This is a genomic window from Psychroserpens sp. BH13MA-6, assembly GCF_052983595.1.
Window position 1 is genome coordinate 260,305 of the sequence record NZ_JBRJGE010000004.1, and the last position, 24,034, is coordinate 284,338.

General features: G+C 36.2%; 24 protein-coding genes and 1 riboswitch. Of the genes, 11 read left to right on the plus strand and 13 right to left on the minus strand.

What is annotated here, in order from left to right; genetic code table 11:
* Positions 1-101 precede the first annotated feature (101 nt).
* Both ACU8DI_RS10230 and ACU8DI_RS10235 read right to left on the minus strand, forming a co-directional pair.
* Positions 102-662, minus strand: a complete 561-nt coding sequence (locus ACU8DI_RS10230) for a DUF2892 domain-containing protein (RefSeq protein ID WP_447112677.1) — start codon at positions 660-662, stop codon at positions 102-104.
* Positions 652-1,551, minus strand: a complete 900-nt coding sequence (locus ACU8DI_RS10235; RefSeq protein ID WP_447112678.1) for a DUF6263 family protein — start codon at positions 1,549-1,551, stop codon at positions 652-654. The genes ACU8DI_RS10230 and ACU8DI_RS10235 overlap by 11 nt, the downstream gene beginning before the upstream one ends.
* A gap of 251 nt (positions 1,552-1,802) precedes the next feature.
* Between ACU8DI_RS10235 and rpmH the strand changes: the two genes are divergently transcribed.
* The 4 genes from rpmH to ACU8DI_RS10255 all read left to right on the plus strand — a co-directional run bounded on the left by rpmH (position 1,803) and on the right by ACU8DI_RS10255 (position 6,865).
* The gene (rpmH, locus tag ACU8DI_RS10240; RefSeq protein ID WP_028873397.1) at positions 1,803-1,964 is read left to right on the plus strand and encodes a 50S ribosomal protein L34; all 162 of its coding nucleotides are present in this window, start codon (positions 1,803-1,805) and stop codon (positions 1,962-1,964) included.
* A 98-nt stretch (positions 1,965-2,062) separates the two neighbouring features.
* The gene (gene carB / locus ACU8DI_RS10245) at positions 2,063-4,915 is read left to right on the plus strand and encodes a carbamoyl-phosphate synthase large subunit (protein ID WP_447112679.1); all 2,853 of its coding nucleotides are present in this window, start codon (positions 2,063-2,065) and stop codon (positions 4,913-4,915) included.
* Positions 4,916-5,108: 193 nt separating this feature from the next.
* Positions 5,109-5,966: a T9SS type A sorting domain-containing protein gene (locus ACU8DI_RS10250; RefSeq protein WP_447112680.1), complete on the plus strand. Its 858-nt coding sequence runs from the start codon at positions 5,109-5,111 to the stop codon at positions 5,964-5,966.
* Between the two features lie 131 nt (positions 5,967-6,097).
* Complete coding sequence (locus tag ACU8DI_RS10255; RefSeq protein ID WP_447112681.1) at positions 6,098-6,865, plus strand: T9SS type A sorting domain-containing protein; 768 nt, start codon at positions 6,098-6,100, stop codon at positions 6,863-6,865.
* A 56-nt stretch (positions 6,866-6,921) separates the two neighbouring features.
* Here ACU8DI_RS10255 and ACU8DI_RS10260 read toward each other — a convergent pair whose 3' ends face one another.
* The 5 genes from ACU8DI_RS10260 to ACU8DI_RS10280 form a co-directional block, all read right to left on the minus strand.
* Positions 6,922-7,473 carry an acyl-CoA thioesterase gene (locus ACU8DI_RS10260; protein ID WP_447112682.1) on the minus strand — a complete coding sequence of 184 codons (552 nt, stop codon included), beginning with the start codon at positions 7,471-7,473 and terminating at the stop codon, positions 6,922-6,924.
* 7 nt (positions 7,474-7,480) lie between these two features.
* Positions 7,481-8,800: a DNA recombination protein RmuC gene (gene rmuC, locus ACU8DI_RS10265; RefSeq protein ID WP_447112683.1), complete on the minus strand. Its 1,320-nt coding sequence runs from the start codon at positions 8,798-8,800 to the stop codon at positions 7,481-7,483.
* Positions 8,801-8,874: 74 nt separating this feature from the next.
* Positions 8,875-9,669, minus strand: coding sequence for an ABC transporter ATP-binding protein (locus ACU8DI_RS10270; protein WP_447112684.1), 795 nt, complete (start codon positions 9,667-9,669; stop codon positions 8,875-8,877).
* Positions 9,670-9,674: 5 nt separating this feature from the next.
* A complete protein-coding gene (locus ACU8DI_RS10275) occupies positions 9,675-10,697 on the minus strand; it encodes a FecCD family ABC transporter permease (protein ID WP_447112685.1) in 1,023 nt (340 codons plus the stop codon).
* Positions 10,698-11,852 (minus strand): ABC transporter substrate-binding protein, encoded by a 1,155-nt coding sequence (locus ACU8DI_RS10280; protein WP_447112686.1) that lies wholly within the window; start codon positions 11,850-11,852, stop codon positions 10,698-10,700.
* Positions 11,853-12,045: 193 nt separating this feature from the next.
* A riboswitch (cobalamin riboswitch) is annotated at positions 12,046-12,239 on the plus strand.
* Between the two features lie 66 nt (positions 12,240-12,305).
* Between ACU8DI_RS10280 and ACU8DI_RS10285 the strand changes: the two genes are divergently transcribed.
* Positions 12,306-14,234 carry a TonB-dependent receptor plug domain-containing protein gene (locus ACU8DI_RS10285; RefSeq protein ID WP_447112687.1) on the plus strand — a complete coding sequence of 643 codons (1,929 nt, stop codon included), beginning with the start codon at positions 12,306-12,308 and terminating at the stop codon, positions 14,232-14,234.
* Between the two features lie 37 nt (positions 14,235-14,271).
* Here ACU8DI_RS10285 and ACU8DI_RS10290 read toward each other — a convergent pair whose 3' ends face one another.
* Positions 14,272-15,711 carry a S41 family peptidase gene (locus tag ACU8DI_RS10290; protein WP_447112688.1) on the minus strand — a complete coding sequence of 480 codons (1,440 nt, stop codon included), beginning with the start codon at positions 15,709-15,711 and terminating at the stop codon, positions 14,272-14,274.
* Positions 15,712-15,950: 239 nt separating this feature from the next.
* Here ACU8DI_RS10290 and ACU8DI_RS10295 point away from each other — a divergent pair, with 239 nt between their 5' ends.
* From ACU8DI_RS10295 to ACU8DI_RS10310, 4 genes are read left to right on the plus strand one after another with little or no spacing between them, the layout of a single operon-like run.
* Positions 15,951-16,460: an RNA polymerase sigma factor gene (locus ACU8DI_RS10295; protein WP_447112689.1), complete on the plus strand. Its 510-nt coding sequence runs from the start codon at positions 15,951-15,953 to the stop codon at positions 16,458-16,460.
* The gene (locus ACU8DI_RS10300) at positions 16,447-16,962 is read left to right on the plus strand and encodes a hypothetical protein (RefSeq protein ID WP_447112690.1); all 516 of its coding nucleotides are present in this window, start codon (positions 16,447-16,449) and stop codon (positions 16,960-16,962) included. The genes ACU8DI_RS10295 and ACU8DI_RS10300 overlap by 14 nt, the downstream gene beginning before the upstream one ends.
* A 5-nt stretch (positions 16,963-16,967) precedes the next feature.
* The gene (locus ACU8DI_RS10305) at positions 16,968-17,537 is read left to right on the plus strand and encodes a DUF4252 domain-containing protein (RefSeq protein ID WP_447112691.1); all 570 of its coding nucleotides are present in this window, start codon (positions 16,968-16,970) and stop codon (positions 17,535-17,537) included.
* A gap of 7 nt (positions 17,538-17,544) precedes the next feature.
* Positions 17,545-18,090, plus strand: a complete 546-nt coding sequence (locus ACU8DI_RS10310; RefSeq protein ID WP_447112692.1) for a DUF4252 domain-containing protein — start codon at positions 17,545-17,547, stop codon at positions 18,088-18,090.
* A 48-nt stretch (positions 18,091-18,138) separates the two neighbouring features.
* Here the strand turns inward: ACU8DI_RS10310 and ACU8DI_RS10315 are convergent, their stop codons facing one another.
* Genes ACU8DI_RS10315 through ACU8DI_RS10325 form a run of 3 tightly spaced genes read right to left on the minus strand, consistent with a single transcriptional unit; the run spans position 18,139 to position 20,315 of the window.
* A complete protein-coding gene (locus tag ACU8DI_RS10315) occupies positions 18,139-18,336 on the minus strand; it encodes a hypothetical protein (RefSeq protein WP_447112693.1) in 198 nt (65 codons plus the stop codon).
* Positions 18,337-18,341: 5 nt separating this feature from the next.
* On the minus strand, positions 18,342-19,685 hold the full coding sequence (gene purB, locus ACU8DI_RS10320) for an adenylosuccinate lyase (RefSeq protein WP_447112694.1): 1,344 nt from the start codon (positions 19,683-19,685) through the stop codon (positions 18,342-18,344).
* 60 nt (positions 19,686-19,745) lie between these two features.
* The gene (locus ACU8DI_RS10325) at positions 19,746-20,315 is read right to left on the minus strand and encodes an adenylosuccinate lyase (RefSeq protein ID WP_447112695.1); all 570 of its coding nucleotides are present in this window, start codon (positions 20,313-20,315) and stop codon (positions 19,746-19,748) included.
* A gap of 111 nt (positions 20,316-20,426) precedes the next feature.
* Between ACU8DI_RS10325 and ACU8DI_RS10330 the strand changes: the two genes are divergently transcribed.
* Complete coding sequence (locus tag ACU8DI_RS10330; protein WP_447112696.1) at positions 20,427-20,903, plus strand: heme-binding domain-containing protein; 477 nt, start codon at positions 20,427-20,429, stop codon at positions 20,901-20,903.
* A 12-nt stretch (positions 20,904-20,915) separates the two neighbouring features.
* Entirely contained in the window at positions 20,916-22,157 is a 1,242-nt protein-coding gene (locus ACU8DI_RS10335) for a glycosyltransferase (RefSeq protein WP_447112697.1), read from the plus strand.
* Between the two features lie 45 nt (positions 22,158-22,202).
* Here ACU8DI_RS10335 and ACU8DI_RS10340 read toward each other — a convergent pair whose 3' ends face one another.
* Both ACU8DI_RS10340 and ACU8DI_RS10345 read right to left on the minus strand, forming a co-directional pair.
* Positions 22,203-22,925 (minus strand): YebC/PmpR family DNA-binding transcriptional regulator, encoded by a 723-nt coding sequence (locus ACU8DI_RS10340; protein ID WP_447112698.1) that lies wholly within the window; start codon positions 22,923-22,925, stop codon positions 22,203-22,205.
* A 73-nt stretch (positions 22,926-22,998) separates the two neighbouring features.
* Positions 22,999-24,033 carry an LIC11966 family surface protein gene (locus tag ACU8DI_RS10345; protein ID WP_447112699.1) on the minus strand — a complete coding sequence of 345 codons (1,035 nt, stop codon included), beginning with the start codon at positions 24,031-24,033 and terminating at the stop codon, positions 22,999-23,001.
* Position 24,034 lies beyond the last annotated feature (1 nt).

A 24,034-nucleotide genomic window follows, 5' to 3' on the forward strand; every position in this document is an offset into this window, starting at 1 on the left:
CATATGTAGAAGGGCTAAAATAGTCGTTGAAACGTCAAATTATTAGGGAAATGAAAGAAAATGGAACAATAAATCGACAAAAGGAACGTTGTTTCGCTGGTTTAGCGACGTCTCATATGGCGATTACCATAGTGTTGTTTAGGGCCTTGAGAACGTTTCATCCCATCTTTCATCATCTTGATTTGCTCCGTAAGAATACCTCGTTTATCAAGTTTCTGTGCTTCCGCAAGAAGTTGCTTGGCTTCCATTGGCCGTCGTTTACTAAAAGCAATACCCGCAAGATTCAATTTAGCCATGGCCACATCATGATCCATGGAAAGTCCCAAATTCAAAGCTTTTTTAAAATACTTTTCAGCCTCATTCATATTACTTTGTGACACCATAATACCATGTAGGTAATTGTAGTAACCTTCTTGCTTTTTGACCAAAGCACTTGACGGATTCTTTATTTTATTAAGCCAGTTTTTAGCACCTTCAAAATCTTGCTTTCTAAGTTTAAGAAACGCCAAAAGGATGAACTCATTTTTAAAGTAAAGAAATACAAATATTAAGGATAATAAAATAAACATAATACCATTTCCAATGTAGCCTTCTGTAAATTGATAAATGGCGTAGGCGATGATTAAACCTGCAATGACAAGTTTTATGTTTTTATTGAACATGCTTTTCTATTTTGTAAGTTATATTAGAGGTAATGGATGTTGGTACTTTAAGATCATTCATATTATGCATAATAGAGTGTCCCTTTGCAACTGATGTGCTAGACATCGATTTTACAAAACCATGATCCGTAGATGTCACCACATTACTAGTCATATCTCCAGTTAAATTCATTTCTAAGTCTGCGTCTGCATTGACAAACTTTATGGTACTTTTTCCACTAATAAGGATGTTGTTTTTAGTCATCTCATCTAAGGTCCATGTATTTTGAGAGCTTAATTCTCCTTCAAAAGTATTTGTCCACGATTCTCCTTTTTTAATAGATTCCGTTGGATAGATAAAGGTCATTTGTTCAAAGCTTTTCGCTAAGCTTTCATTACTGAATTCAGATCTCATCGATTCTCGGATCAATTCTTTCGTAAATTCATCAAAATCACCAGCAGCACTTGCCATTTTATCAATCATACGATCAGCACCTTCAATTGATTTTATTTTACCGCTTTTGTACATTTCCATTTGAAGATCTACCGTGATTAATTGTGAAAATAACTTAGCTTCAATATCTTCGTCCGTCACCTGTTTATCGGTATCTATAGATATAATGGTGCCTAATTGATTAGAGTTCGATGACATTTTAAATCGTGCAAACCTAAAGGTGATATTGTATAAACTATCCGAAACGCCTGTCACCGTGAAAATATAATCGCCTTCAACATGATTTTCCATTTCATGTTTGGAGCCATTCATTTCTTGTACAATATCTTGTTTGGCCACTTGATGAACAGTGAATTTATCACCAACTTGCAATCGGTATGATAATTTATCCTGTCCAGAAACCAAATGAATGGTTGCCAAAAAAGCCAGGGAAAACGTTATTAAAAAGGACTTCATCGTCTATTATTTTTAGAGGTTACAAAGAAACTAATTTTTTATCAATATGTCGCTAGCAATTCCATGTCATATCCTGAAATTTTAACTTCAAAGGACGATATTTATAGGATTAGAAGAAAGGGATGACTAAAAATGAAAATAAATTTAATTTTAGGTTTGGCAAAGTAAAAACTCTTTGTATATTTGCACGCAGTTTTGAGGACAGCTCGAAACCCTAAATAAAGAGATAAGTTTTTTAAAAATATAAGACAATGCCAAAAAGAACGTTTCAACCGTCAAAAAGAAAAAGAAGAAATAAACACGGTTTTAGAGAAAGAATGGCTTCTGTGAACGGAAGAAAAGTTTTAGCACGTAGAAGAGCTAAAGGAAGAAAGAAATTGTCTGTATCATCTGAAACTAGACATAAAAGATAATGATTAACAATTGTTAATATTTTAAAGGTGTTGCTTAGGTGTAACACCTTTTTTTGTACCTATATGTTACCTATTTTTGAACACTTAAAATAACAAAAATGCCAAAGAACGAAAAGTTAAAATCCATCCTTATCATTGGCTCAGGTCCAATAATCATTGGTCAAGCCTGTGAGTTTGATTACTCCGGAACACAAGCCTTAAGATCTTTGAGAGAAGACGGAATCGAAACCATATTAATAAACTCTAATCCTGCTACGATCATGACAGATCCTACCATGGCAGATCACGTTTATTTATTACCATTGACGACAAAGTCTATCATTAAAATATTAAAGGAACACCCCCAAATTGATGCTGTGTTGCCAACGATGGGTGGGCAAACGGCTTTGAATTTATGCATTGAAGCAGATGAAAAAGGCATATGGGAAGACTTCAACGTAGAAATTATTGGTGTGGATATTGATGCCATTAATATCACTGAAGACCGAGAGAAGTTTAGAGAATTGATGCTTAAGATTGGCATCGGAATGGCGCCTCAAGCAACGGCTACATCTTTTTTGAAAGGAAAAGAAATTGCCCAAGAATTTGGATTTCCTTTATGTATAAGGGCGTCTTTTACTCTAGGTGGTGCCGGAGCCTCCATTGTATATAATGAGAAGGAGTTTGATGAGTCATTGACTAGAGGATTAGAAATTTCACCTATCCATGAAGTCATGATTGACAAAGCTTTGATAGGTTGGAAGGAATATGAATTAGAGCTTTTACGTGATAAAAATGATAATGTCGTCATTATCTGTACTATAGAGAATATGGATCCTATGGGTATTCATACAGGAGATTCCATTACGGTTGCTCCGGCAATGACCTTATCTGATAAGACCTTCCAAAAAATGCGTGACATGGCCATTCATATGATGCGCAGTATCGGTGATTTTGCGGGTGGATGTAACGTGCAATTTGCTGTGAGTCCGGACGATAATGAAGATATTATTGCGATTGAAATTAATCCAAGAGTATCCCGTTCTTCTGCTTTGGCAAGTAAAGCTACAGGATATCCTATTGCTAAAGTAGCTGCCAAACTGGCTACGGGTTACAACCTCGATGAACTAAGCAATCAAATTACAGGATCCACATCAGCATTATTTGAACCAACATTAGATTATGTGGTCGTTAAAATACCTAGATGGAATTTTGATAAATTCGAAGGATCTGATAGAACATTGGGTCTACAAATGAAAGCGGTTGGTGAGGTTATGGCTATCGGACGTTCGTTCCAAGAAGCCTTGCACAAAGCAACTCAGTCTTTAGAAATCAAACGTAACGGTCTTGGTGCTGATGGTAAGGGGTATACGAATTATCAGCAAATTATCGAGAAATTAACCTATGCTAGTTGGGATCGTGTATTCGCAATTTATGATGCTATCCAAATCGGAATTCCGTTGAGTAGAATTCATGAAATTACGAAAATTGATATGTGGTTCTTAAAGCAATACGAAGAATTACATGAACTCGAAAAGCAGATTTCAACATTTACTATTGATACGATAGAACGCGACTTATTACTTGAAGCAAAGCAAAAAGGATATGGAGATCGCCAAATCGCACATATGCTTAAATGTTTAGAAAGCCAAGTGTATAATAAACGCGATGAGTTAAATATCAATAGAGTTTACAAGTTAGTAGATACCTGTGCAGCCGAGTTTAAAGCACAAACACCATATTACTATTCAACTTTCGAAAATGAAGTAGAAACCTCAGATGGTGCTATCCATCCAGCTAATGAAAGTGAAGTCACTGATAAAAAGAAAATCATAGTACTTGGGTCTGGACCAAACCGTATTGGTCAAGGAATTGAATTTGATTATTGCTGTGTTCATGGGGTCTTAGCAGCTTCTGAATGTGGTTATGAAACCATCATGATTAATTGTAATCCTGAAACGGTCTCTACCGATTTTGATATTGCCGATAAGCTGTATTTTGAGCCCGTGTTTTGGGAACATATTTATGACATCATCCGTCATGAAAAACCGGAAGGTGTCATTGTACAGTTAGGTGGTCAAACGGCATTAAAACTAGCTGAGAAATTAGACCGCTATGGTATTAAAATTTTAGGAACCACTTACCAATCCTTAGATTTAGCTGAGGATCGTGGAAGTTTTTCTAACATCTTAAAAGAAAATAATATTCCTTATCCAGAATTTGATGTTGCTGAAACAGCTGATGAAGCCCTTGCAGTAGCAGATAAACTTGATTTTCCAATCTTGGTAAGACCATCGTATGTACTGGGCGGACAAGGAATGAAAATTGTGATTAATAAACAGGAATTGGAAGAGCATGTCGTCGATTTATTACGTAAAATTCCAAACAACAAGTTATTATTGGATCACTATTTAGATGGTGCCATTGAAGCAGAAGCTGATGCGATCTGTGATGGTGAAAATGTTTACATTATCGGAATTATGGAGCACATCGAACCATGTGGTATTCATTCTGGTGATAGTAATGCCACATTGCCTCCTTTTAATTTAGGGGAGTTTGTGATGCAGCAAATTAAAGATCATACAAAAAATATTGCCTTGGCTTTAAAAACCGTCGGACTTATTAATATCCAGTTTGCGATTAAAGATGATAAAGTCTATATCATCGAAGCAAATCCGCGAGCGTCTCGAACAGTACCATTTATCGCGAAAGCCTATGGCGAACCATATGTCAACTATGCGACGAAAGTGATGCTGGGTGAAAAGAAGGTGACAGATTTTGATTTTAAACCACATTTAAAAGGCTATGCTATTAAACAGCCTGTTTTCTCTTTTAATAAATTTCCTAATGTCAATAAGAAGTTAGGGCCAGAAATGAAGAGTACAGGTGAAAGTATCTTGTTTATTGATAGTTTAAAAGATGACGATTTTTACAATTTGTACTCACGACGTAAAATGTATTTGAGCAAATAAGTTTAAAAGTCTGCTGTTATTGTGATGTGGAAGCATGGAAGTTTATAAAGGTATACGTCTGAAATTTTCGTTAAACTGTAGACTTCAATTGTCACTAAATGATTAATTTAGCTAAAAATTTTAGGTCAGATTTAAAATGGAATCATTATTGATACCTTTTTGATAAGGAATTTTTGAAAATGAATTATAAGCTATGAAAACAAAACTACTTTTTTTATCTTTTATGTTGGTCTCATTTGTTATGACTGCTCAAGTGGTAGCAAATCAGGTTGATGATTTTGAGGATGGTACCGTACAGGGTTGGATTATCAATGGAAGTGGGTTTGCTTCTAATCCGCCTTTACCTTTTAACGTCGCTACCGATGGTCCTTCAGGTGTAGATGATAACTTTTTGAGATACGAAACTACGGGTTCTCCAGGAGGAGCTGGAAGTAAAATGATTATCATTAATCAAGCAGGCAACTGGACTGGTAACTATACAAGTCAAGGAGTTGTTGCGATAAAAATGGACGTTAGAGCGACCGACAATGATTTGCATGTGCGTGTAGCATTTGATGGTGCTGGTGGTATTTTTTGTACAACGGATGCTGTAGTAGTCCCTGCAGGTTCTGGTTGGCAGTCAGTAACTATTCCAATTTCTCCTGCTGGGTTTACACCCTTCGGAGGTTCAGATATTAATGCTACCTTAGGAGATGTCACCATTATGAGAATTCTTAGTAGAACAACGCCAGGATGGATTGGTGACGCGATAGATGCAACCATGGATCTTGATAATATCACAGCATCAACCACTTTGGGTACGACGGAAGTCAATCAAATAGGTTTTGAAATTTCACCAAATCCTGCGTCTTCTAAACTCAATATCAAACTTCCACAATCATCTATGGATGCAACTGTGGCGGTTTACGATGTTTTGGGGAAAAGAGTCTATTCAAAATCATTAAATACCATGGTTTCTTCAATTGACGTCTCAAAATGGAATTCAGGAGTATATCTTGTAAGAATTTCAAGTAATAACGGTACAATTTCTAAACGATTTGTGAAGCAATAAAATATTTCTTTTTAAAACATGAGTATGCCCATCAACGCTATTGATGGGCATATTTTTATGTTAATAATTGAGAACTAATTAAAAAAAATCACTAAATTGTAAAAGCATTTAAGATTTTTAAAGTAAATTCTATGAAAAAAAATTACTTACGAATAAGCCTTTTAATGTTATTCATTTTTGGAATAACGACTGCTTTTTTCAACGCCCAAGTCAGGATTGTTGAAGTAGATCCAGCTACTGAAAGAGCAACAATTAAGAATTTCGGTGCGTCGATGCTGGATATTTCTACTTACCGATTGTGCTCCAAAATAAAATATGGAACGTTAAGTAATATGACGGTAGTAAGTGGTTCATTGCAATTGATGCCAAATGCTGAAGTCTCTGTAACTGTCGCTTTATCGGGTGGTAATGCCTTAGATGATCAAGCCGATCTAGGTTTGTATTTGCCAACAGGGAGTTTCGGTACGGCTGCAAATATGATTGATTTTACGCAATGGGGAAGTGGTGGCAACGGACGAGAAAACCTCGCAGTTCAAAATGGTTTTTGGACCGCAGGAACCTTTATCAATGTGAGTCCGCCTTATGAATTTACTGGAACAGTTACTGATTATGGTGTAGCATTTTGGGATACGCTTTTAGGCGTGGAAGAAATTAATGATAATTTAAAATTTTCAATTTCTCCTAATCCGGCTACGCTTAGCTTAAATATCTCAATTCCTAGCAATATTGAAGATGCTACATTACGTGTATTTGATTTATTAGGCAAAAAAGTATTAGATACGACCTTAAGTAATTTAACATCGATCTCTATAGATGTCAGTGATTGGAATACTGGAATTTATATTGTGAGAGTCGCTAATGATGATATCTCTCAAACGAAGCGTTTTATCAAACAATAAAGCGCATTCACTTAAAATGATCATTGAAGCCACCAAATTATTGGTGGCTTTTATTTTTAATGATTTTCTGGAAGCTCCACTTTTACGCGGTAAGGTTTTAAATCGTCAAGATAATCCATGTGTGTAAAATCAGCGCGATCAAATTCTTGCTGTCTTGAGCGCTTTGTTTCACTACGCTTAATGGATTTTAAAAAACGCTTGACCTCAGTGTTGTCATTAACAATTAAGCCAGGAACTTCGACACTATTCCCAGATGCATCCTTGGCAACCATCGTAAAGTATGAGGAATTACAGTGCTTTACTTTACCTGTTCTAATGTTTTCAGATTCAACGCGAATACCAACAACCATAGAGGTCCGACCCACAAAATTGATAGAGGCTTTCATGGTTACCAATTCACCAATTTCAATTGGATTTAAAAAATCTACCGTGTCTACAGAAGCTGTCACGCAATACGTTTCTGAATGTTTAGAGGCACAAGCGAACGCAATTTGATCCATGAGGTTTAAAATGTAGCCACCATGAATCTTACCGCCAAAATTGGAGTGGGAGGGTTGCATTAATTCGGAAATGCTAATCCGCGTTGCGTCAACAGTTTTATAAGTCATTTTTAAATTATTGATGGTCCTTCGCACGCTTAACAATCGCTTCAGGAAGTGATTTTTTAGCCTTGGCACCCATTTTTTTCAGTTTTTCAACGGTGGTGATGAGGTTGCCTCTACCGTCCACGAGTTTATTCATGGCCGCCGAATAATCCTTTTTAGCATCATCCATCTTTTTACCTACACCAGTAAGATCTTTGACCAATCCTTCAAATTTATCATATAAAGCGCCAGCTTGTCTGGCAATTTCAATGGCATTTCGTTGCTGTTTTTCATTATTCCACATGGTGTCAATGGTACGTAAAGTAGCCAATAAGGTCGCAGGTGTTACAATGACAATATTTTGTTCGAAAGCCTTGTTGTACAGCGAATTATCCTCGTTAATAGCCACAGCGAAAGCAGGTTCTATCGGAATAAACAATAAGACAAAATCTGGCGATTCTATATCGTACAAATCTTGATAATTTTTTTCCGAAAGTTGATCCACATGCTTTTTGATGGAATTGATATGGGCTTTTAAAAATAGGGCTCGGTCCTCATCGTCTGCATTCACGTAGCGCTCATAATCGGTGAGCGATACTTTACTATCTATGATCATTTTTTTACTGTCAGGTAAGTGCAGTACCACATCTGGTAAGACACGTGTGCCATCTGGAAGCGTAAAACTTTGTTGTACATAATATTCACGATCTTTTTCCAATCCTGACTTTTCTAAAACACGCTCTAATACCAATTCGCCCCAATTCCCCTGCATTTTACTATCGCCTTTTAAGGCTTTTGTTAAATTGGTAGCTTCCTTAGTCATTTGTTGATTGAGATCTTTTAACCCAAGTAGCTGCTCTTTCAGAGCCGAATGCATGCTAATACTTTCCTTTTGTGTGTCTTCAACTTTTTTCTCAAATACTTGAATCTTCTCTTGCAGAGGATTTAGTATGTTTTTAATATTTTCTTTATTCTGAAGGGTGAATTTCTCAGATTTTTCATCGAGAATTTTATTGGCCAACAATTCAAAGTCCTTGCGCAATTGTTCTTGACGCTCTTCTAATTCTTGATCGCGCTTTAGGTTTTGTTGCTGAAGGTTGTCGTATTCTGTATTGCGTCTTGTGAGTTCTGTATTTAGAAATTCTTTTTCTTGTCTTATAGTGTCACGTTCTGATTCTATACGCGACAGGTGTTGTTTAAGTTCATTGATGGTCGTGGTCATTTGGTGTTGGCGTTCTTCTAATGTACTCTGTTCACTTTTACTTTTCAGCTTAATAAAGAGCATACCAATATAGGCGCCCAAACCACCAGATATTAAGATTGCTAAAATAAGAATGAGGTTGTCGTTCATGTATACTATTGAAATTTAACCAAAGATAATGGAAAAGGTTGTAAGATTGAAAACAGGCATTGAAAACTACCGACTTATTTTTTTACCCGAAAACTTCCTGTTTTATCATCAAACCCAATTAAGTCCTTAGGGAACAGTGTTTCAAAAACGCCTAGTTCAATAAGGTGACATGGCGTGTCGGAAATCACACCTGTTTTGGTCATAACAACCATTCGATCACAAAGCTGAATGGCCAAATCAATTTCGTGTGAGGAAAATAGGATGGTTTTACCCGTATCTTGCGCTAATCGTTGTAGTAGTTTTAAAATATAGGCTTTATGATACATGTCAAGATGTGTTGTGGGTTCATCCAAAATAATTAAATCGGTATCTTGTGCCAACGCACGCGCAATCAAAACTTTTTGAAACTGACCGTCACTTAATTCATAGCATTTTCGATGCTTTAAATCGGTGATGTTGGTCTGCTCCATGGCGCTTTCAACAATCACGGTATCCGTTTCTGTCAGGTTGCCAACCCAATTCGTGTAAGGCTGTCTTCCTAAGGCAATCAATTCAAAAACAGACAGGTTTTTGGACATGAGTTGTTCCGTTAAAACCAAACTCATGGTTTTAGCTAGCGTGATAGGTGTATAGGTGCCCAATAATTTCCCATTGATAGAAATATCACCACTCAATGCAGGCTGAATACTGGCTAAGGTTCGCAGCATCGTTGATTTACCAATACCATTGGCACCTACAAGTCCAATAAGTTCTCCTTCCTTCAGCTGAATATTAATATGTTCGGCAATTACCTTTTTAGTCTTATTGGATGGGTAGCCAATACAAAGATTTTTGGTCTCTAGAATGCTATGTGTGTGCTTGTCTGTCATGACCCTTAAAATATCATTTTTCGTTGTCTCACCAGTAACCAAACCACAACTGGAGCTCCTATTAGTGATGTTATAGCATTGATAGGTAGCGTGTAGTCAGTTGCCGGTAACTGAGCGATACTATCGCAAACGAGCATGACGATAGCACCAAACAAAAACACGGCTGGCAATAAAATTTTGTGATCAGAGGTGTTAAAAAATTGCCGCGTCATATGTGGAATGGCTAAACCAATAAAAGCTATCGGTCCGGCAAAGACTGTTATAGTTCCTGCCAATAAACTAGTTGCTGCGATGATCATCAAACGGCTTTGTTTTATATTCAATCCTAAACTTTTTGCATAATTTTCACCTAATAGAAAGGAATTTAAGGCTTTTATAGATCGAATGGATAAAAAGAGTCCTAAAAGATAAATACATAAGAAAATAAAGAGCTCTTGCCATGACAAATTTCCCAAACTTCCAAATCCCCAAAAAATATACTGTTGTAATTGTTCGGCAGAGCTGAAATAGGAAAGCACACTCACCACGGCAGCGGTGATACTCCCAAACATCAATCCAATGATTAATATAGCCATCGTGTCTCTAACTTTAGATGATACCACCAAAACAGCTAACAGCACCAGAAAACTACCTAAACTTGCCGCAATGACGATACTCCATTTAGAGGCTAAAAAAGCAGCAAAAATTCCACCGAACAAACCAGAACCCAAAATAATTAGTGCCACACCCAAACTAGCTCCAGAACTAATGCCAAGAACAAATGGTCCAGCCAAAGGATTTCTAAAAAGTGTTTGCATGATGAGACCTGCAATGCCTAATCCTGAACCGACTAAAACTGCAGTCATAGCTTTTGGCAGGCGATAGTCTTGAACAATGTATTGCCACGAACTGTTTTCTGAATGTCCAAAAATGCTCCCTACCACTTCTGTAAAAGGAATTTGAACAGATCCCAAACTAATATTCATTAAAAAGCATATCAAGGTGATAAAAATGAGGATTAGAAAAGTATATGTGTATGTTGTTTTCAATTATTTTAGAGGTTTGAAAAACGTCGTATCATAGTTTGTTAGCAATTGCGGATGGCAAATTTTAATCATATCTTTTAATACGAGATCAGGCCTAGCTGTCCCTAACTCGTAATAAGTTACACCACCTGTTGCGCCAGTCGTGTTAGAAAATGTAAAGATATTCTTATTCTGAAAGGCATCAAACTGGGTGTAATGCTCATTAGATGCTTCCAAGGCCTTGTAACTGTCATAATAAGAAGGGCTCAACCATATTTGGGCATCTTTAGCTTTTTCATAGACAGCTTCAAAGCTAAGTGCTAGGCTACCTGCTTCTTCAGTAGTATGCCATAAATAGTTGGTGTTCGCGTCTTTTAGAAATTGCGCTTCCGGACTCGTACCGCTCGGTAAATACCAAATATCCTTATACATCGCTCCACAAAGTACTGTTGGTTTATTGGTGGCTTTCGCAGCTATGGCTTTGGCATTTAAATAATCGGCTTCTATTCGTTGGAATATAGAGTCAGCTTGTTTTTCTTTGTTGTACAATGCACCAAAAAACTTAAGCCATTCTGCTTTTGCTAATGGCGAAGCTTCAACCCAATCACCATTGTAAATCACTGGAATTCCTGTTTTCTCTATCGTTGCCATGCTTTTATTCGTACCATCTACGCCAAAAGCAACGACCAGTTCTGGTTGTAATTCCAATAGAACTTCTGTATTGATTCCTTCGTTTTTCCCTAATTCTCGAATGGCTTGGTTATCGATTCTAACTCTCGTTTTTTCTGATGACACATAATCTGTGCCTGGAAAACCAACTAAGGTGTGTTCAACATCTAAAAGCTCTAAGGCTGGAATATGTGTTGTGGAAGTCACCACAATTCGTTCTACTGGAACGGTGATAATACCGTCATACGCCTCTTTATTAAAGGTGCTTTTTATAGCCTCTTCTTGGGTCAGTAATAAATACTTATAACTTTTATCGGATTTTGGCCAAGGATTCGTAATGCTAAGAATTTTACCGATAGATTGTTGCTCTACATTGAATCCTGTAGCGTAGGAATTGTTGTTTTGAGCAGCAAGCTCGGTCAGGTCTTTGTTTTCTGATTTATCACCTTTACAATGGGTGAATACAAAGAAGGGTAAAAAAAGGATGAAAACGTAGTTCCTATGTAACATTTGTAACGCCTTGAAAGTTGTCAAGTCTTTAAATTTGATTAAAAATTTATGCGGATGCATCATAGTTCAAATGTACTAATATATATAGCAGGAGGCCTTATTTTGGGGCATTTTTTGATCGGATTTGTTTATTTGGTTTATAAATTAAGTAAGAAAAAATAAGTTTTTTAAGTGTCTGTTTAAAAAAGCATCTATTTTTGCAATGAATTTAGGTTCTACTAGGCGTAACCTCGTAGATTAAAAGGGAATCTGGTGCAAATCCAGAACTGTTCCCGCAACTGTAAGCTATTCAGCTTGTTATTACCTTCAATGTCACTGGAAATATAACTCCGGGAAGACCAATAGCAAGACGCAAGTCAGGAGACCTGCCAAATTCAAACATAGAAGTCAAACTTTCGGGATAAAAGTTTTGGTGTGATTAGTCATGCTATTCCGAGTATTTTAAACATTATAATGCACAAAAAAAACAGGTTTTTGGGTATGCTATTTCTTGGTATATCAACATGTGGTTTTGCACAGCAGCAAACCGATTCCTTAGAAGTGGAACATCTAAAGGAAGTTGTAGTGACAGATTCTAAATTCAAATTGAAACGAGAGAATTCAGGAAAGGTGATTACAAAAATTACACAAAAAGAGCTGCAACATTTACAAGGTAAGACTGTGGCAGAGATTATCAATAATACCGTAGGTATTGAAATTAATGGATCAAGGAGCCATGCAGGGCAAAATTTAAGTTATTTTATTCGTGGTGGACGCAACCGACAAGTATTAGTGCTTATTGATGGTATTGCCGTAACAGATGCTTCACAAATTGCAAATGACTATGATTTACGGTTGTTAAATGTAGACCAGGTTGAGAATATCGAAATTTTAAAAGGAGCGTCAAGTACCCTATATGGCTCTGGAGCCGCGACTGCTGTTATCAATATTAAACTAAAGGATTCAAGTAAGCGACCGATAGCTGTAAGCGTCAACACAGCCATTGGATCAAATCAATCACAAACGGTTACCGATTATGCTTTAGAACATTTCATGAATAGTGTGTCGGTTAATGGAGGTACTGCGTCTTGGAATTATTTGGCGAGTTTTGGTCACCAATATACCAATGGATTATCTGCTGTAGTCAATGGCTCGGAAGCAGATGCTTACAACGCTCATAATGGTTATTTAAAATTAGGGTATCGCTTTTTTGATAACTTAAAATTTCAAGGCTATGCTAGTTTTGATAAGTTCAAGGCCGAGTTTGATGATGGGTTTAGCCTTATGGACGCTGATAATTTGTCAACTACCGAACAACACCGTATAGGTATATCTCCTGAGTTCACTTACGATAAAGGGAGTGTTGTTTTGAATGCGGCATTTAATGAAACGCATCGTGAGATATCATCTAGTTTTCCAACTGAATTTTATGCCAAGAGCTATATCGGTGATTTGTATAACCGTTATAATTTTAAAGATACATTTTATGTCGTTCTAGGTGTGAATGCCCAGCAAAATAGTATGGAGAGTTCATCGATACCATTTGGTGGTACTAGTTTGTCTCAAGATATCAGTTCAGACCAAGCGACTTTTAAAACCATAGACCCTTATGCTAATGTTGTCTTTGCTTCAGATTTTGGGTTAAATGTGAACGCTGGATTGCGATGGCATCATCATAATATCTATGGTAATCACGTGGTGTACAGTGTGAATCCATCTTATAAAAAAGCGTTTGAATTTGGATACATAAAAGGTTTGGCAAGTTATAGCACCGCTTTTATAGCACCATCACTGTACCAATTATTTGAACCTACCTACGGAAATACAGACTTACAACCCGAGGAAAACAGAACAATAGAAATAGGAGCCGAAGTAAAATTTGATAAGAAAGCAACTTTGAGTGTGGTCTACTTCAACAGGCATGAGAAAAATTTTGTAGACTTTGTGGATTTAGGACAATTTGTATATCAATATGCGAATACGAATAACGATTTCACAGCAAGTGGTATTGAGGTGGTAGCAGATCTCACTATGGCAAAGCGTTTGAATTTAAGAGTTAATGGCGCCTACACCAAAGTGGAAGAGGATTTAAATTTAAGAATTCCTGAAGTCAAAGTAAATGCGACCATGGATTATACTTATAAGCGTACTTATTTCCGATTGAGCTACCAATTTAATGATCAACGTAATGATTCGTTTTTCAATAATGAGACCTTTATGACCGACTTTGTGTCATTGGATGCTTACAGTTTATTCAATATCTATTTTAGTCAAAAGATAATCAATGAAAAAGTGACCTTCTTTTTAGATATGAGCAATATTCTAAATACTGATTATCAAGAATTATATGGATACACTACAAAAGGTCGAAATGTGCTTTTAGGTTGTCAGATTAAGCTGTAAAGAAAAAGAGCCACATCCGTGTGGCTCTTTTTTTATGTTATTCGATAGTTAGTCTGTTGAAATACATGTCGTTGTCTATGTACAAACGTTCTTCGTGAACCTTTTTATCCACTGTGGTCATCAACGGTCTAAATTCTATTTGTGGCTGTGTGAAACGTCCTAAGCCCTCAATATCGGCCAAGGCAGCAGCTAAAAGCGGTTCATTAACATCTCCTAACGTGCCAAAGTTTCTAGGGGATTCTATAATAGTAATATCTGGAGCAATACCATTGGAAGGCACTTCAACATCATTGACATTAATAGAATTTGCTACTAATGGTTGCATAGCATAGGTATGACTCGGATTGATGTTTTGAGAAGATAAATCTGGAGAGTCATAAATGGTCACAGAAGCCTGAGTTTTTCCAGTAGTAAAATCACCAATTTGAACAACGTCAATATAGGCGCTTAAACTATTAATAACAAGTTCGCTTGCTGAAGCAGAGCGGGAAGTTGTTAAAACATATACTTTATTTAAGTTCAAACTATTCAAGGCAGTGTTATTAATATTGTCTACAAAGTTAAAATCAGTATTCAATTCTTGTAAGTCATCGTTATATACTAACTTAGAATAAACACTTCCAGTAAATTGCCCTGTGATCAAGCTCCCTAAATAAGATGCCGTTAAAACACTGCCACCAGGATTATAACGGAGATCTAATACGAGTTCTTGAACGTTATTAGCTTGAAATTCGGCAAATGCAGCATTCAATTGGTTGCTGAAATTATTGTTAAAAGCATTGTAAACCAGATATCCAACATTAGTGCCACCTACATTTAAAATATTGGTTTGGTGCACTGGATTTTCGGTATAGGTTTGCTTGGTTAACTGAACACTATCCGTTGTAGAATCTATCGTATCATCGTCAATGGTTTCAGTACCGTTGTCGTTATAGGTTGCAAAATTCAGGGTATATGAGTCTTGGTTTAATAAACTACTGAGGTTGTCTTGGGTTAGTGGTGTGCCATTGACCGCATCAAAAATTTGTCCGCGTTCTAAGCCAAGACCACTCGCGACACTGTTATTGAGCACTAATCGAATGATTCCAAACACTTCCGTTGCACTTCCAGGCTTGAAGTAGAAATTGTATTCTAAGCCATTACTTTTAGAGGTTCCAGCCAGTAATTGTTCAAAAGCAATATAGTCTGGAATGATAACACTAAAGCGATCGACAGTTTCTCTTTCATAGATTAAACTTTCAAACAATTCCTCGGGAGTTCCGTAACTATTCAAGTAACTAGCATATTCTTCATTGGTTGAAAACCGATCATTGGCTAAATCAGGAATTTCAGCTTTATAGAGATAAACGGCATTCATACCTTTCCATACGAAATCGTTGATTTCACTGGCAGAGATGGTATTATCATCTCTATCCTCATAACAACTTGTCATAACAAGGGTTAGAAGACATACGACACTTAATTTTAATAATTTCATTTGTAATTTTTCTTTAATATAACATTTCAGAAGTTTATATGGACCATAGCAAAAACCGAATAACTTCTATACTTTTTTCTTTTTTAAAACTCGTGGAACTGCCAGAAAGCACCTCCTATTAAACTCTAAATTTACTGACATTATTGTAATTTTAAAAATATCGTGTAACAAAACTTATACATAGTCGTCGTAATAATAGAAAGCGGCATAATCAACTGCTTCTAACTAACAAACCACCAATGACACAAACTGATTTTATAAAATTAGTGATGCCTTTTAAGGATAAAGTCTTTCGTCTAGCTAAAAGACTTCTGGTTTCCAAAGAGGAAGCTGAAGATGCAACGCAAGAGATTTTAATGAAATTGTGGCGTAATAAACAGAAAATAAGTGACTATAAAAATGTGGAAGCATTTTCAATGACGATGACTAAAAACTTCTGTTTAGACCGACTCAAATCAAAACAGGCACAGAATTTGAAAATAGTTCACAGTAATTATCAAGATAATAACACGTCGTTACAAAAAGAAGTTGAAAACAAAGATAGTGTAGACTGGGTATCGCGAATAATTGAAGAATTACCAGAACAACAAAAAATAATATTACAGCTTAGAGATATTGAGGATTATGAGTTTGATGAGATAGCGAAAGTAGTGGATATGAACCCTACAGCTATTAGAGTGGCCTTATCCAGAGCAAGAAAAACAATAAGAGAAAAATTAACTAATACACATCGCTATGGTATTAAATAGTATAGAGAAATTACTTGAAAAGTATGATAATGGTGAAACGACACTAAAAGAAGAGCAGCAGTTAAAAGCTTATTTTGCTCAAGATGACGTAGCACCACATTTAGAATCCTATAAAATTCTATTTCAATACTTTAATAATACAAAACAAGAACATTATACCAAAGACGTTCCATTAAAACCTAGAAAAAGTTATATCTATCAATGGATTTCTGTCGCAGCCGTAATCGTTCTAATGTTAGGGATTTTTATCCCGCAGGTTTTTGGAGGAGAGACCTATTCTTCGGTAGCAGATTTGCCACAAGAACAACAGGAAACTTACCAAAAAACCAAACAAGCGTTATCAATGTTGTCAATTAATTTTAACGATGCAGCAAGTAGCGTGAATACATTGGATCTTGTATCATCCAATTTAAATAAAGGTGCAGAGCAAGTTAATCATGTAAATGAATTTGCAAAATCAACAAACAAATTAGTAAAAAAGAAAAAAACACTTAAACAGTAGAAATCATGAAGAAATTAGTAGTAATATTAGCAGTCGTTTTGACATCATCAGTAAGTTTTGCCCAAGGAATTTTTGATAAATATGAAGATCAAAAAGGTGTGATGTCCGTAGTTGTGAACCAAAAAATGTTTAGCATGTTGGCCACAATGAATATAGACGTAGACGATCCGGAAGCGCAAGAATATATCAATATGGCAAAGAATATCACAGGTTTGAAAGTTTTTACAACAGGTGATGAAAAAATTTCTGCAGATATGAACGCAACAGTTACCAGTTATTTGAGAACTTCAAAATTGGATGAGTTGATGCGTATTAAGGATGGTGACCAAACCGTTAACTTTTATGTAAAGGAAGGTAAAGATGAGAATCATGTAAAGGAACTTTTAATGTTCGTGAATGGTTTAAAGGAATTTACTAATGGACAGGACATTACTATCAATGGTAAAAAGCGAGAAGTAGAAACGGTATTATTATCCTTAACTGGAGATATCGATTTAAGACAAATCTCTAAGTTGACCAGTCAAATGAACATGCCTGGTGGAGAGCAGTTGAAAAAAGCTGGTAAAAAGCAATAATTAGATTATGAACACATCAATCAAAACTATAATCAAGTTGTTAATTTTGGTTGTGACTTTACAGAGTTGCAACCAAGATTTAACGCTTCAGTCCTATTATGTTGATCATGAATTGTCACCGGGATTTACCTCTTTGGACGTTCCTGTGAGTATCTTGAATATTAATGAGGAACAGTTGTCTGAAGAGTTAAAAGAAGCTTATGAATCTGTTGAAAAATTAAGTGTTTTAGCTTTTTTAAAAGACAGTGTCAATGCCTCTAAAATGGAAGTGGAAATTGCAAAAGTACAAGCTATTCTTAAAGATCCTAAGTATGAAGAATTAATGCGTGGTGGAAATTCTACAGAAGGGAAATTTGTCATCAAATGTATAGGTGATGGTGAAGATGTTGATGAATTTATACTTTTTGGAAACTCTGAGGAAACGGGATTTGCCGTAGTACGAATTTTAGGAGATGATATGAATTTCAATAAGATTATGAAATTGTCATCTGTTTTGGATGAAGGCGATTTTCAACAAGGACAATTAAAACAAATAAGTAAATTCTTTAAATAAGCTTATCACAGATATTTATTTAATGTTAATGAACCACCTTAGGTCTGACTACTTAGGGTGGTTTTCTTTTTCAGAATCCTTCAAGATAATCATCACTAGATATACGGCCAGCAATGCGAATGCCAAAAAGAGAATGGCTTTTACGATTAAATAATCTAAAATATCTAGGACACCAGCGATAAAAAAGCCAACAACTATGAGCCCTGAGTAAATTAAGGTCAACGTATTTCGTGTCGGTTTTTTCATGCTATTTAAATGCCTGTATAATTGCTTGGGCTGATGGCTTTTAATTCTGATTTTATGGCGTCAGAGACTGCTAAGGTATCAATAAATTCTGAAATGGATTGTTCGTTGATTGTGTCATTGGTTCGGGTTAACCCTTTTAACGCTTCATATGGATTGGGATAACCTTCACGTCTGAGGATGGTTTGAATAGCCTCTGCAACAACAGCCCAATTATTTTCTAGATCTTGTGCAAATTTACTTTCATTCAGTAATAACTTGTTCAAGCCTTTTAACGTCGATTTAAATCCAATTAATGTGTGGCCAAAAGGAACACCTACATTTCGCAATACTGTACTATCTGTCAAATCACGTTGTAATCTGGATATAGGTAATTTTGCAGATAAGTGTTCAAAAATGGCATTGGCAATTCCTAAATTACCTTCGGAATTTTCAAAATCTATAGGATTCACTTTGTGTGGCATGGCGCTACTACCAACTTCCCCTTTTTTAATTTTCTGTTTGAAGTAGTCCATAGAGACATAAGTCCAAATATCACGATCTAAATCTATAATGATGGTATTGATACGTTTCAAGGCATCAAATAAGGCTGCCATATGGTCATAATGCTCAATTTGAGTGGTTGGAAACGAATGTTGCAATCCTAATTTTGTTTGCACGAATTCGGTTCCGAAAGCTTTCCAATCTACAGTTGGGTAAGCGACTTTATGCGCATTGAAATTTCCAGTGGCTCCTCCAAATTTAGCAGCACTTGGAATGTCATTTAATAAATTGAATTGCTCTTCCAACCGCACTGCAAATACTTGAATTTCCTTGCCTAATCGCGTAGGAGAGGCAGGTTGTCCATGGGTTCTTGCCAACATAGGAATCGACTTCCATTCTTCGGCTAAGGACTTTAATTTTTCTAATACCTCTAAATATTCTGGTATATAGACATCGTTCATAGCTTCCTTTATACTCAAAGGAATCGCGGTATTATTGATGTCTTGCGATGTCAATCCAAAATGTATAAACTCCTTGTACTGTGAAAGATGGAGCTTGTCAAATTGTTCTTTGATAAAATACTCCACAGCCTTTACATCATGATTCGTGATGGCTTCTATCTTCTTAATCGCTTGTGCATCATTCGGTGTGAAGCCTTTATAAATGGCTCTTAAATCATCAAACACCTTAGAGTCTATATCAGCGAGTTGCGGTAGTTTGAGCTCACATAATGCAATGAAATATTCAATTTCAACCAAAACGCGATATTTTATGAGTGCTTCTTCAGAAAAATAGGGCGCTAGTTTATCGACTTTATTACGATATCTGCCATCTATTGGTGAGATAGCATTGAGAGATGAAATTGACATTGGTTGTGTGTTTTAGAAGGCGCAAAGATAAGCATTTGATTGGCGATTTGCCATCTAGGATTACGAATTTTTATTCAATTTTTTAAGTATTTGTCGTGCTCTGGCTTTAAAACCTGAGCTTTGCATTTGATAATCGCGCTCTATGATCATGCGTAATTCAGGATGTACCCAATCATGATCATTTCCAAAAAGAAATAAGGTATTCATAGCATAGGCCTTAGGTGCAATTTTTTCGTCGTTAATCATCCAATCAAAACATGCTTCAATAATGCGTTCTTGGTGTTTACGACTCAAAGAAGTCTTGATTCGGTTAGCGTCTTTCGCGTAATAAGCTTTCGCTAAATATTCACATATTTTAGCGACTGGACGTACAGCAGGATCCAAATGAACCCGATGGATATTCTCGGTAAATTCATCCAAATATGGAATACAGGCTTCCAATTTTTCACCACACATAAACTCAAACACCCAAGCAGCTCGACAGGAGATTTTGTCGTCCACCATGAATAATATATTCAATAGCTTGGGAATTAGCTCAGGATGATTAATAACTAAATACGCATAATGTAAACGCTTCTCCCTAGAATGATTTACATACGTTAATTCTTTATAAAGTTCTTTTGTCGTCAAGTTGTTTTTGTTAATTTTAGCGAACGTATGACATGAATATTATGGATTGTAAAACAAACCATTCTTGGTTTCTTATGTATTCGAAATAGTTGTCTTTTAATTCCTAAAAATATGAAAATCGTAAAAAAAATACTAGTGGCTTTATTGTTTGTTTTTGTGGTCATGCAATTTTTTGGTCCAGACAGAAATCAAGGTGAATTATCCTCAATTGATAACTTTATTGCCGATACCAATCCACCAGAAAAAGTTCATGGCATTTTAAAAAACACGTGTTTTGACTGTCATAGCGATGTCACAAGATATCCTTGGTATAGCAGTATTACACCTGTTAATTATTGGATGGCAGAGCATGTTGAAGATGGAAAGAAACATTTCGATGTTTCAGACTGGGAAAATTACAGTGTAAAAAAGAAGCGCCACAAGTTGGAGGAATTGATAGAGGAGGTGAAGGAGAAAAAAATGCCTTTGGAATCATATACTTATACCCATGATGACGCCAAACTTACCGATGAAGAGATCAAAGCCATTGTAGAATGGGCAGAAATGGCACGATTTAGTTATGTCATGCGTGAAGAACAACCACAATAGGCATTGCATCAATTGAAAAAGCTTTTAATCATAGGTTTCGTATGGCCTGAACCTAATAGTTCTGCAGCAGGTCAAAGAATGATGCAACTCATTTCCTTTTTTAAAAACCATGATTACCAGATTACTTTTGCTAGTGCTTGCAACAAAACAGACAATGCCACGGATTTAACGGCCATGGCCATTGATAGTGTTCCTATTCAATTGAATCATTCGAGCTTTGATACGTTCATTTTAGACTTACAGCCACAAATCGTTTTATTTGACAGGTTTATGACCGAAGAACAATTTGGTTGGCGTGTATCTCAGCAGTGTCCGCAAGCACTTAAAATTTTGGATACTGAAGACTTACATTTTTTAAGACGTGCTAGACAAGATGCTTTTAAGCGTGCTTCTGAAAGTATCGAACAGCATTTGATAAATGACACGACAAAACGAGAAATAGCCAGTATCTATCGATGTGATTTGAGTTTGATTATCTCTAAAGCTGAAATGCGAGTGCTCATGAATACCTTCAAATTGGATCCATCCTTATTACTTTACGTGCCCTTTTTATTGGATCCAATACCTCAGGATGTCAAAATGGCGCTTCCAGAATTTGCTTCACGTAAGCACTTTATCAGTATTGGAAACTTTCTGCATGAACCCAATTATGATGCTCTGCTTTATTTGAAACAATCCCTATGGAAAGCTATTCGTAAGCAGCTGCCAACTGCAGAATTACACAATTACGGCGCTTATAGTTCTCAAAAGATTGACCAATTGCATAATGAAAAGGAAGGCTTCTTAATCAAAGGATTTGCAGAAAATGCCCGTGAGGTCATGCAAGGAGCGAAAGTGCTTTTAGCACCACTGCGATTTGGAGCTGGATTAAAAGGAAAGCTGTTTGATGCTATGCAAAGTGGAACACCCTTTGTCTCAACAACTATAGGAGCAGAGGGTATTATTGAAACGGATGATGATACCATGGTAGTCTGTGATGATCCAGAAAAATTTGTAGCCTTTGCTGTGGCGTTATATAAGGACCATACACTTTGGTCTGCACAACAAGAATTTGGTTTTGAATTATTGGAATCAGATTTTTCAAAAGACGATTATATCATTAAACTAACCGAAAGGTTACAGCGCTTAACGGCAGATTTAGAAGCACATCGACGACAAAATTTCGTCGGTCAAATGTTGCAGCATCATACGATGCAAAGTACGAAATATATGAGTCGGTGGATTGAGATAAAGACCTCTCAAAATGAGGTATAAAAAAACCCGAAACAGGGTTCGGGTTGTAAAATTATTTAAGAAAATTTATTCTTCTGTGGATTCTTCCATGGTGTGATAGACATTTTGAACATCATCATCTTCTTCTAGTTTTTCCAAAAGTTTTTCAACATCTTCGGCTTCTTCAGGTGTAAGCTTTTTAGTGACTTGCGGGATACGTTCAAAACCAGAGGATAGTATTTCGATCCCACGAGACTCCAATTCTGCTTGTATGGCTCCAAAGCTTTCGAAAGGAGCATAAATTAATATACCGTCGTCATCAGCAAACACCTCTTCAGCTCCATAATCTATAAATTCAAGTTCAATTTCTTCCGGATCTAAACCTTCAGCGTCGATTCTAAAATTACAAGTATGATCAAACATAAATACCACTGAACCAGAAGTTCCTAAACTACCATCACACTTATTAAAGTAACTTCTAACATTGGCTACTGTTCGCGTATTGTTATCTGTAGCTGTCTCTACTAAAACAGCAATACCATGCGGTGCATAGCCTTCAAAAACCACTTCTTTATAATCACCTTGAGATTTATCAGACGCTCGCTTGATCGCGCGTTCAATATTATCTTTAGGCATATTAACGGCTTTTGCATTTTGAATGACGGCACGTAAGCGAGAATTTGCATCAGGATCTGGACCACCTTCTTTAACGGCCATAACAATGTCTTTGCCAATACGTGTAAAGGCTTTGCTCATTGCAGACCATCGTTTCATTTTCCTTGCTTTGCGAAATTCAAAAGCTCTTCCCATGGTTTTTCTTATTTATATCGTTTTAATTCGATTCAAAATTATTGAAATTATAGCTAACAGACAATACCCATGCTTAATCATTTGGGATGTGTTTAGACAAAAAGTTGGCATTTGTGTTATTGAGGCTATTGATCATATTTTGTCGCTCATTATTCAGCTCTGTATTGGTCTTATTGTAAGTATTCACGGCTTTATTAATGGCTTTTACTTTTTTGTTATAGTTATCAATTTGTTCCTTAGTTCGTTTTTTTTCAGGTGTTTGTTCTAAATTGGATTTTATAGATTCAAAATCTTCATTTAAAATTAAAAATTCAGTGATTTGAGGTATTTTATTTTCACTTTCATCAATAAAAAATTCAAAGGCATTTTTTGTCGCTTTGATAATGGAGTCGTCGTTGTTATAAGCTGTTTGCGTTTCTAAGATTTCTAGGCCTTCATGGGCTGACACACTCAGGGCATTGGCATTTTGCTGAATCGCACTAACATTACCTTCCTCAATAGCTTCCCACAAGTATATTTCATTCATGTAGACTTTAAAATAAATAAGGTATAAGTCATTGTAATGCGTGAATACTTCATTAGAAAGTTTCATTTTATGGCCTAAATCCGTTTCACTTTCAATGATGTCAATTTGGTGTTTAGCGGCAAAATCGTAGAAGTTCTTTTCATATTCTTGTTGGGATTCCTCCATCTTTTTGTCGGCCATCTCTTGCGCAATAATGTAAGCTTCCATGGCATCATAGGATTGTTCGGCGACTGCTTTCATATCAATGATCTTTGCATAATCCTGGTTGAGTAAATCCTTTTTAAAAATGAGCTGTTCTAAAACTTTATTTTTATAATCGTCACCGTCAAAACCTTCCGCTTTTTGAATTTTTGCGATAGCACGCTCCATTGATTTTAGAAGATTTTGTCGCTTACCATTGATACTTCTGTCGCTCTTACTGTGGGCAATTGCTTTGGTATATTTCCACATGTTTTTTATGATGGTCTGTTGTTCAGCACCTATAAAGTCTAGATATTCTGCGGCATTATTAAATTTTTGCGCGTTCGAGAATTGAACAACTAAGAATAATGTGACGGTAAGTTTTAAAGTAATGGTTTTCATG

Bases quoted from the DNA above. Each gene is read 5' to 3' on its own strand.
- ACU8DI_RS10230 (WP_447112677.1), bottom strand. From the start codon at position 662: ATGTTCAATAAAAACATAAAACTTGTCATTGCAGGTTTAATCATCGCC.
- ACU8DI_RS10235 (WP_447112678.1), bottom strand. From the start codon at position 1,551: ATGAAGTCCTTTTTAATAACGTTTTCCCTGGCTTTTTTGGCAACCATT.
- rpmH (WP_028873397.1), top strand. From the start codon at position 1,803: ATGCCAAAAAGAACGTTTCAACCGTCAAAAAGAAAAAGAAGAAATAAA.
- carB (WP_447112679.1), top strand. From the start codon at position 2,063: ATGCCAAAGAACGAAAAGTTAAAATCCATCCTTATCATTGGCTCAGGT.
- ACU8DI_RS10250 (WP_447112680.1), top strand. From the start codon at position 5,109: ATGAAAACAAAACTACTTTTTTTATCTTTTATGTTGGTCTCATTTGTT.
- ACU8DI_RS10255 (WP_447112681.1), top strand. From the start codon at position 6,098: ATGAAAAAAAATTACTTACGAATAAGCCTTTTAATGTTATTCATTTTT.
- ACU8DI_RS10260 (WP_447112682.1), bottom strand. From the start codon at position 7,473: ATGACTTATAAAACTGTTGACGCAACGCGGATTAGCATTTCCGAATTA.
- rmuC (WP_447112683.1), bottom strand. From the start codon at position 8,800: ATGAACGACAACCTCATTCTTATTTTAGCAATCTTAATATCTGGTGGT.
- ACU8DI_RS10270 (WP_447112684.1), bottom strand. From the start codon at position 9,669: ATGACAGACAAGCACACACATAGCATTCTAGAGACCAAAAATCTTTGT.
- ACU8DI_RS10280 (WP_447112686.1), bottom strand. From the start codon at position 11,852: ATGTTACATAGGAACTACGTTTTCATCCTTTTTTTACCCTTCTTTGTA.
- ACU8DI_RS10285 (WP_447112687.1), top strand. From the start codon at position 12,306: ATGCACAAAAAAAACAGGTTTTTGGGTATGCTATTTCTTGGTATATCA.
- ACU8DI_RS10290 (WP_447112688.1), bottom strand. From the start codon at position 15,711: ATGAAATTATTAAAATTAAGTGTCGTATGTCTTCTAACCCTTGTTATG.
- ACU8DI_RS10295 (WP_447112689.1), top strand. From the start codon at position 15,951: ATGACACAAACTGATTTTATAAAATTAGTGATGCCTTTTAAGGATAAA.
- ACU8DI_RS10300 (WP_447112690.1), top strand. From the start codon at position 16,447: ATGGTATTAAATAGTATAGAGAAATTACTTGAAAAGTATGATAATGGT.
- ACU8DI_RS10305 (WP_447112691.1), top strand. From the start codon at position 16,968: ATGAAGAAATTAGTAGTAATATTAGCAGTCGTTTTGACATCATCAGTA.
- ACU8DI_RS10310 (WP_447112692.1), top strand. From the start codon at position 17,545: ATGAACACATCAATCAAAACTATAATCAAGTTGTTAATTTTGGTTGTG.
- ACU8DI_RS10315 (WP_447112693.1), bottom strand. From the start codon at position 18,336: ATGAAAAAACCGACACGAAATACGTTGACCTTAATTTACTCAGGGCTC.
- purB (WP_447112694.1), bottom strand. From the start codon at position 19,685: ATGTCAATTTCATCTCTCAATGCTATCTCACCAATAGATGGCAGATAT.
- ACU8DI_RS10330 (WP_447112696.1), top strand. From the start codon at position 20,427: ATGAAAATCGTAAAAAAAATACTAGTGGCTTTATTGTTTGTTTTTGTG.
- ACU8DI_RS10340 (WP_447112698.1), bottom strand. From the start codon at position 22,925: ATGGGAAGAGCTTTTGAATTTCGCAAAGCAAGGAAAATGAAACGATGG.
- ACU8DI_RS10345 (WP_447112699.1), bottom strand. From the start codon at position 24,033: ATGAAAACCATTACTTTAAAACTTACCGTCACATTATTCTTAGTTGTT.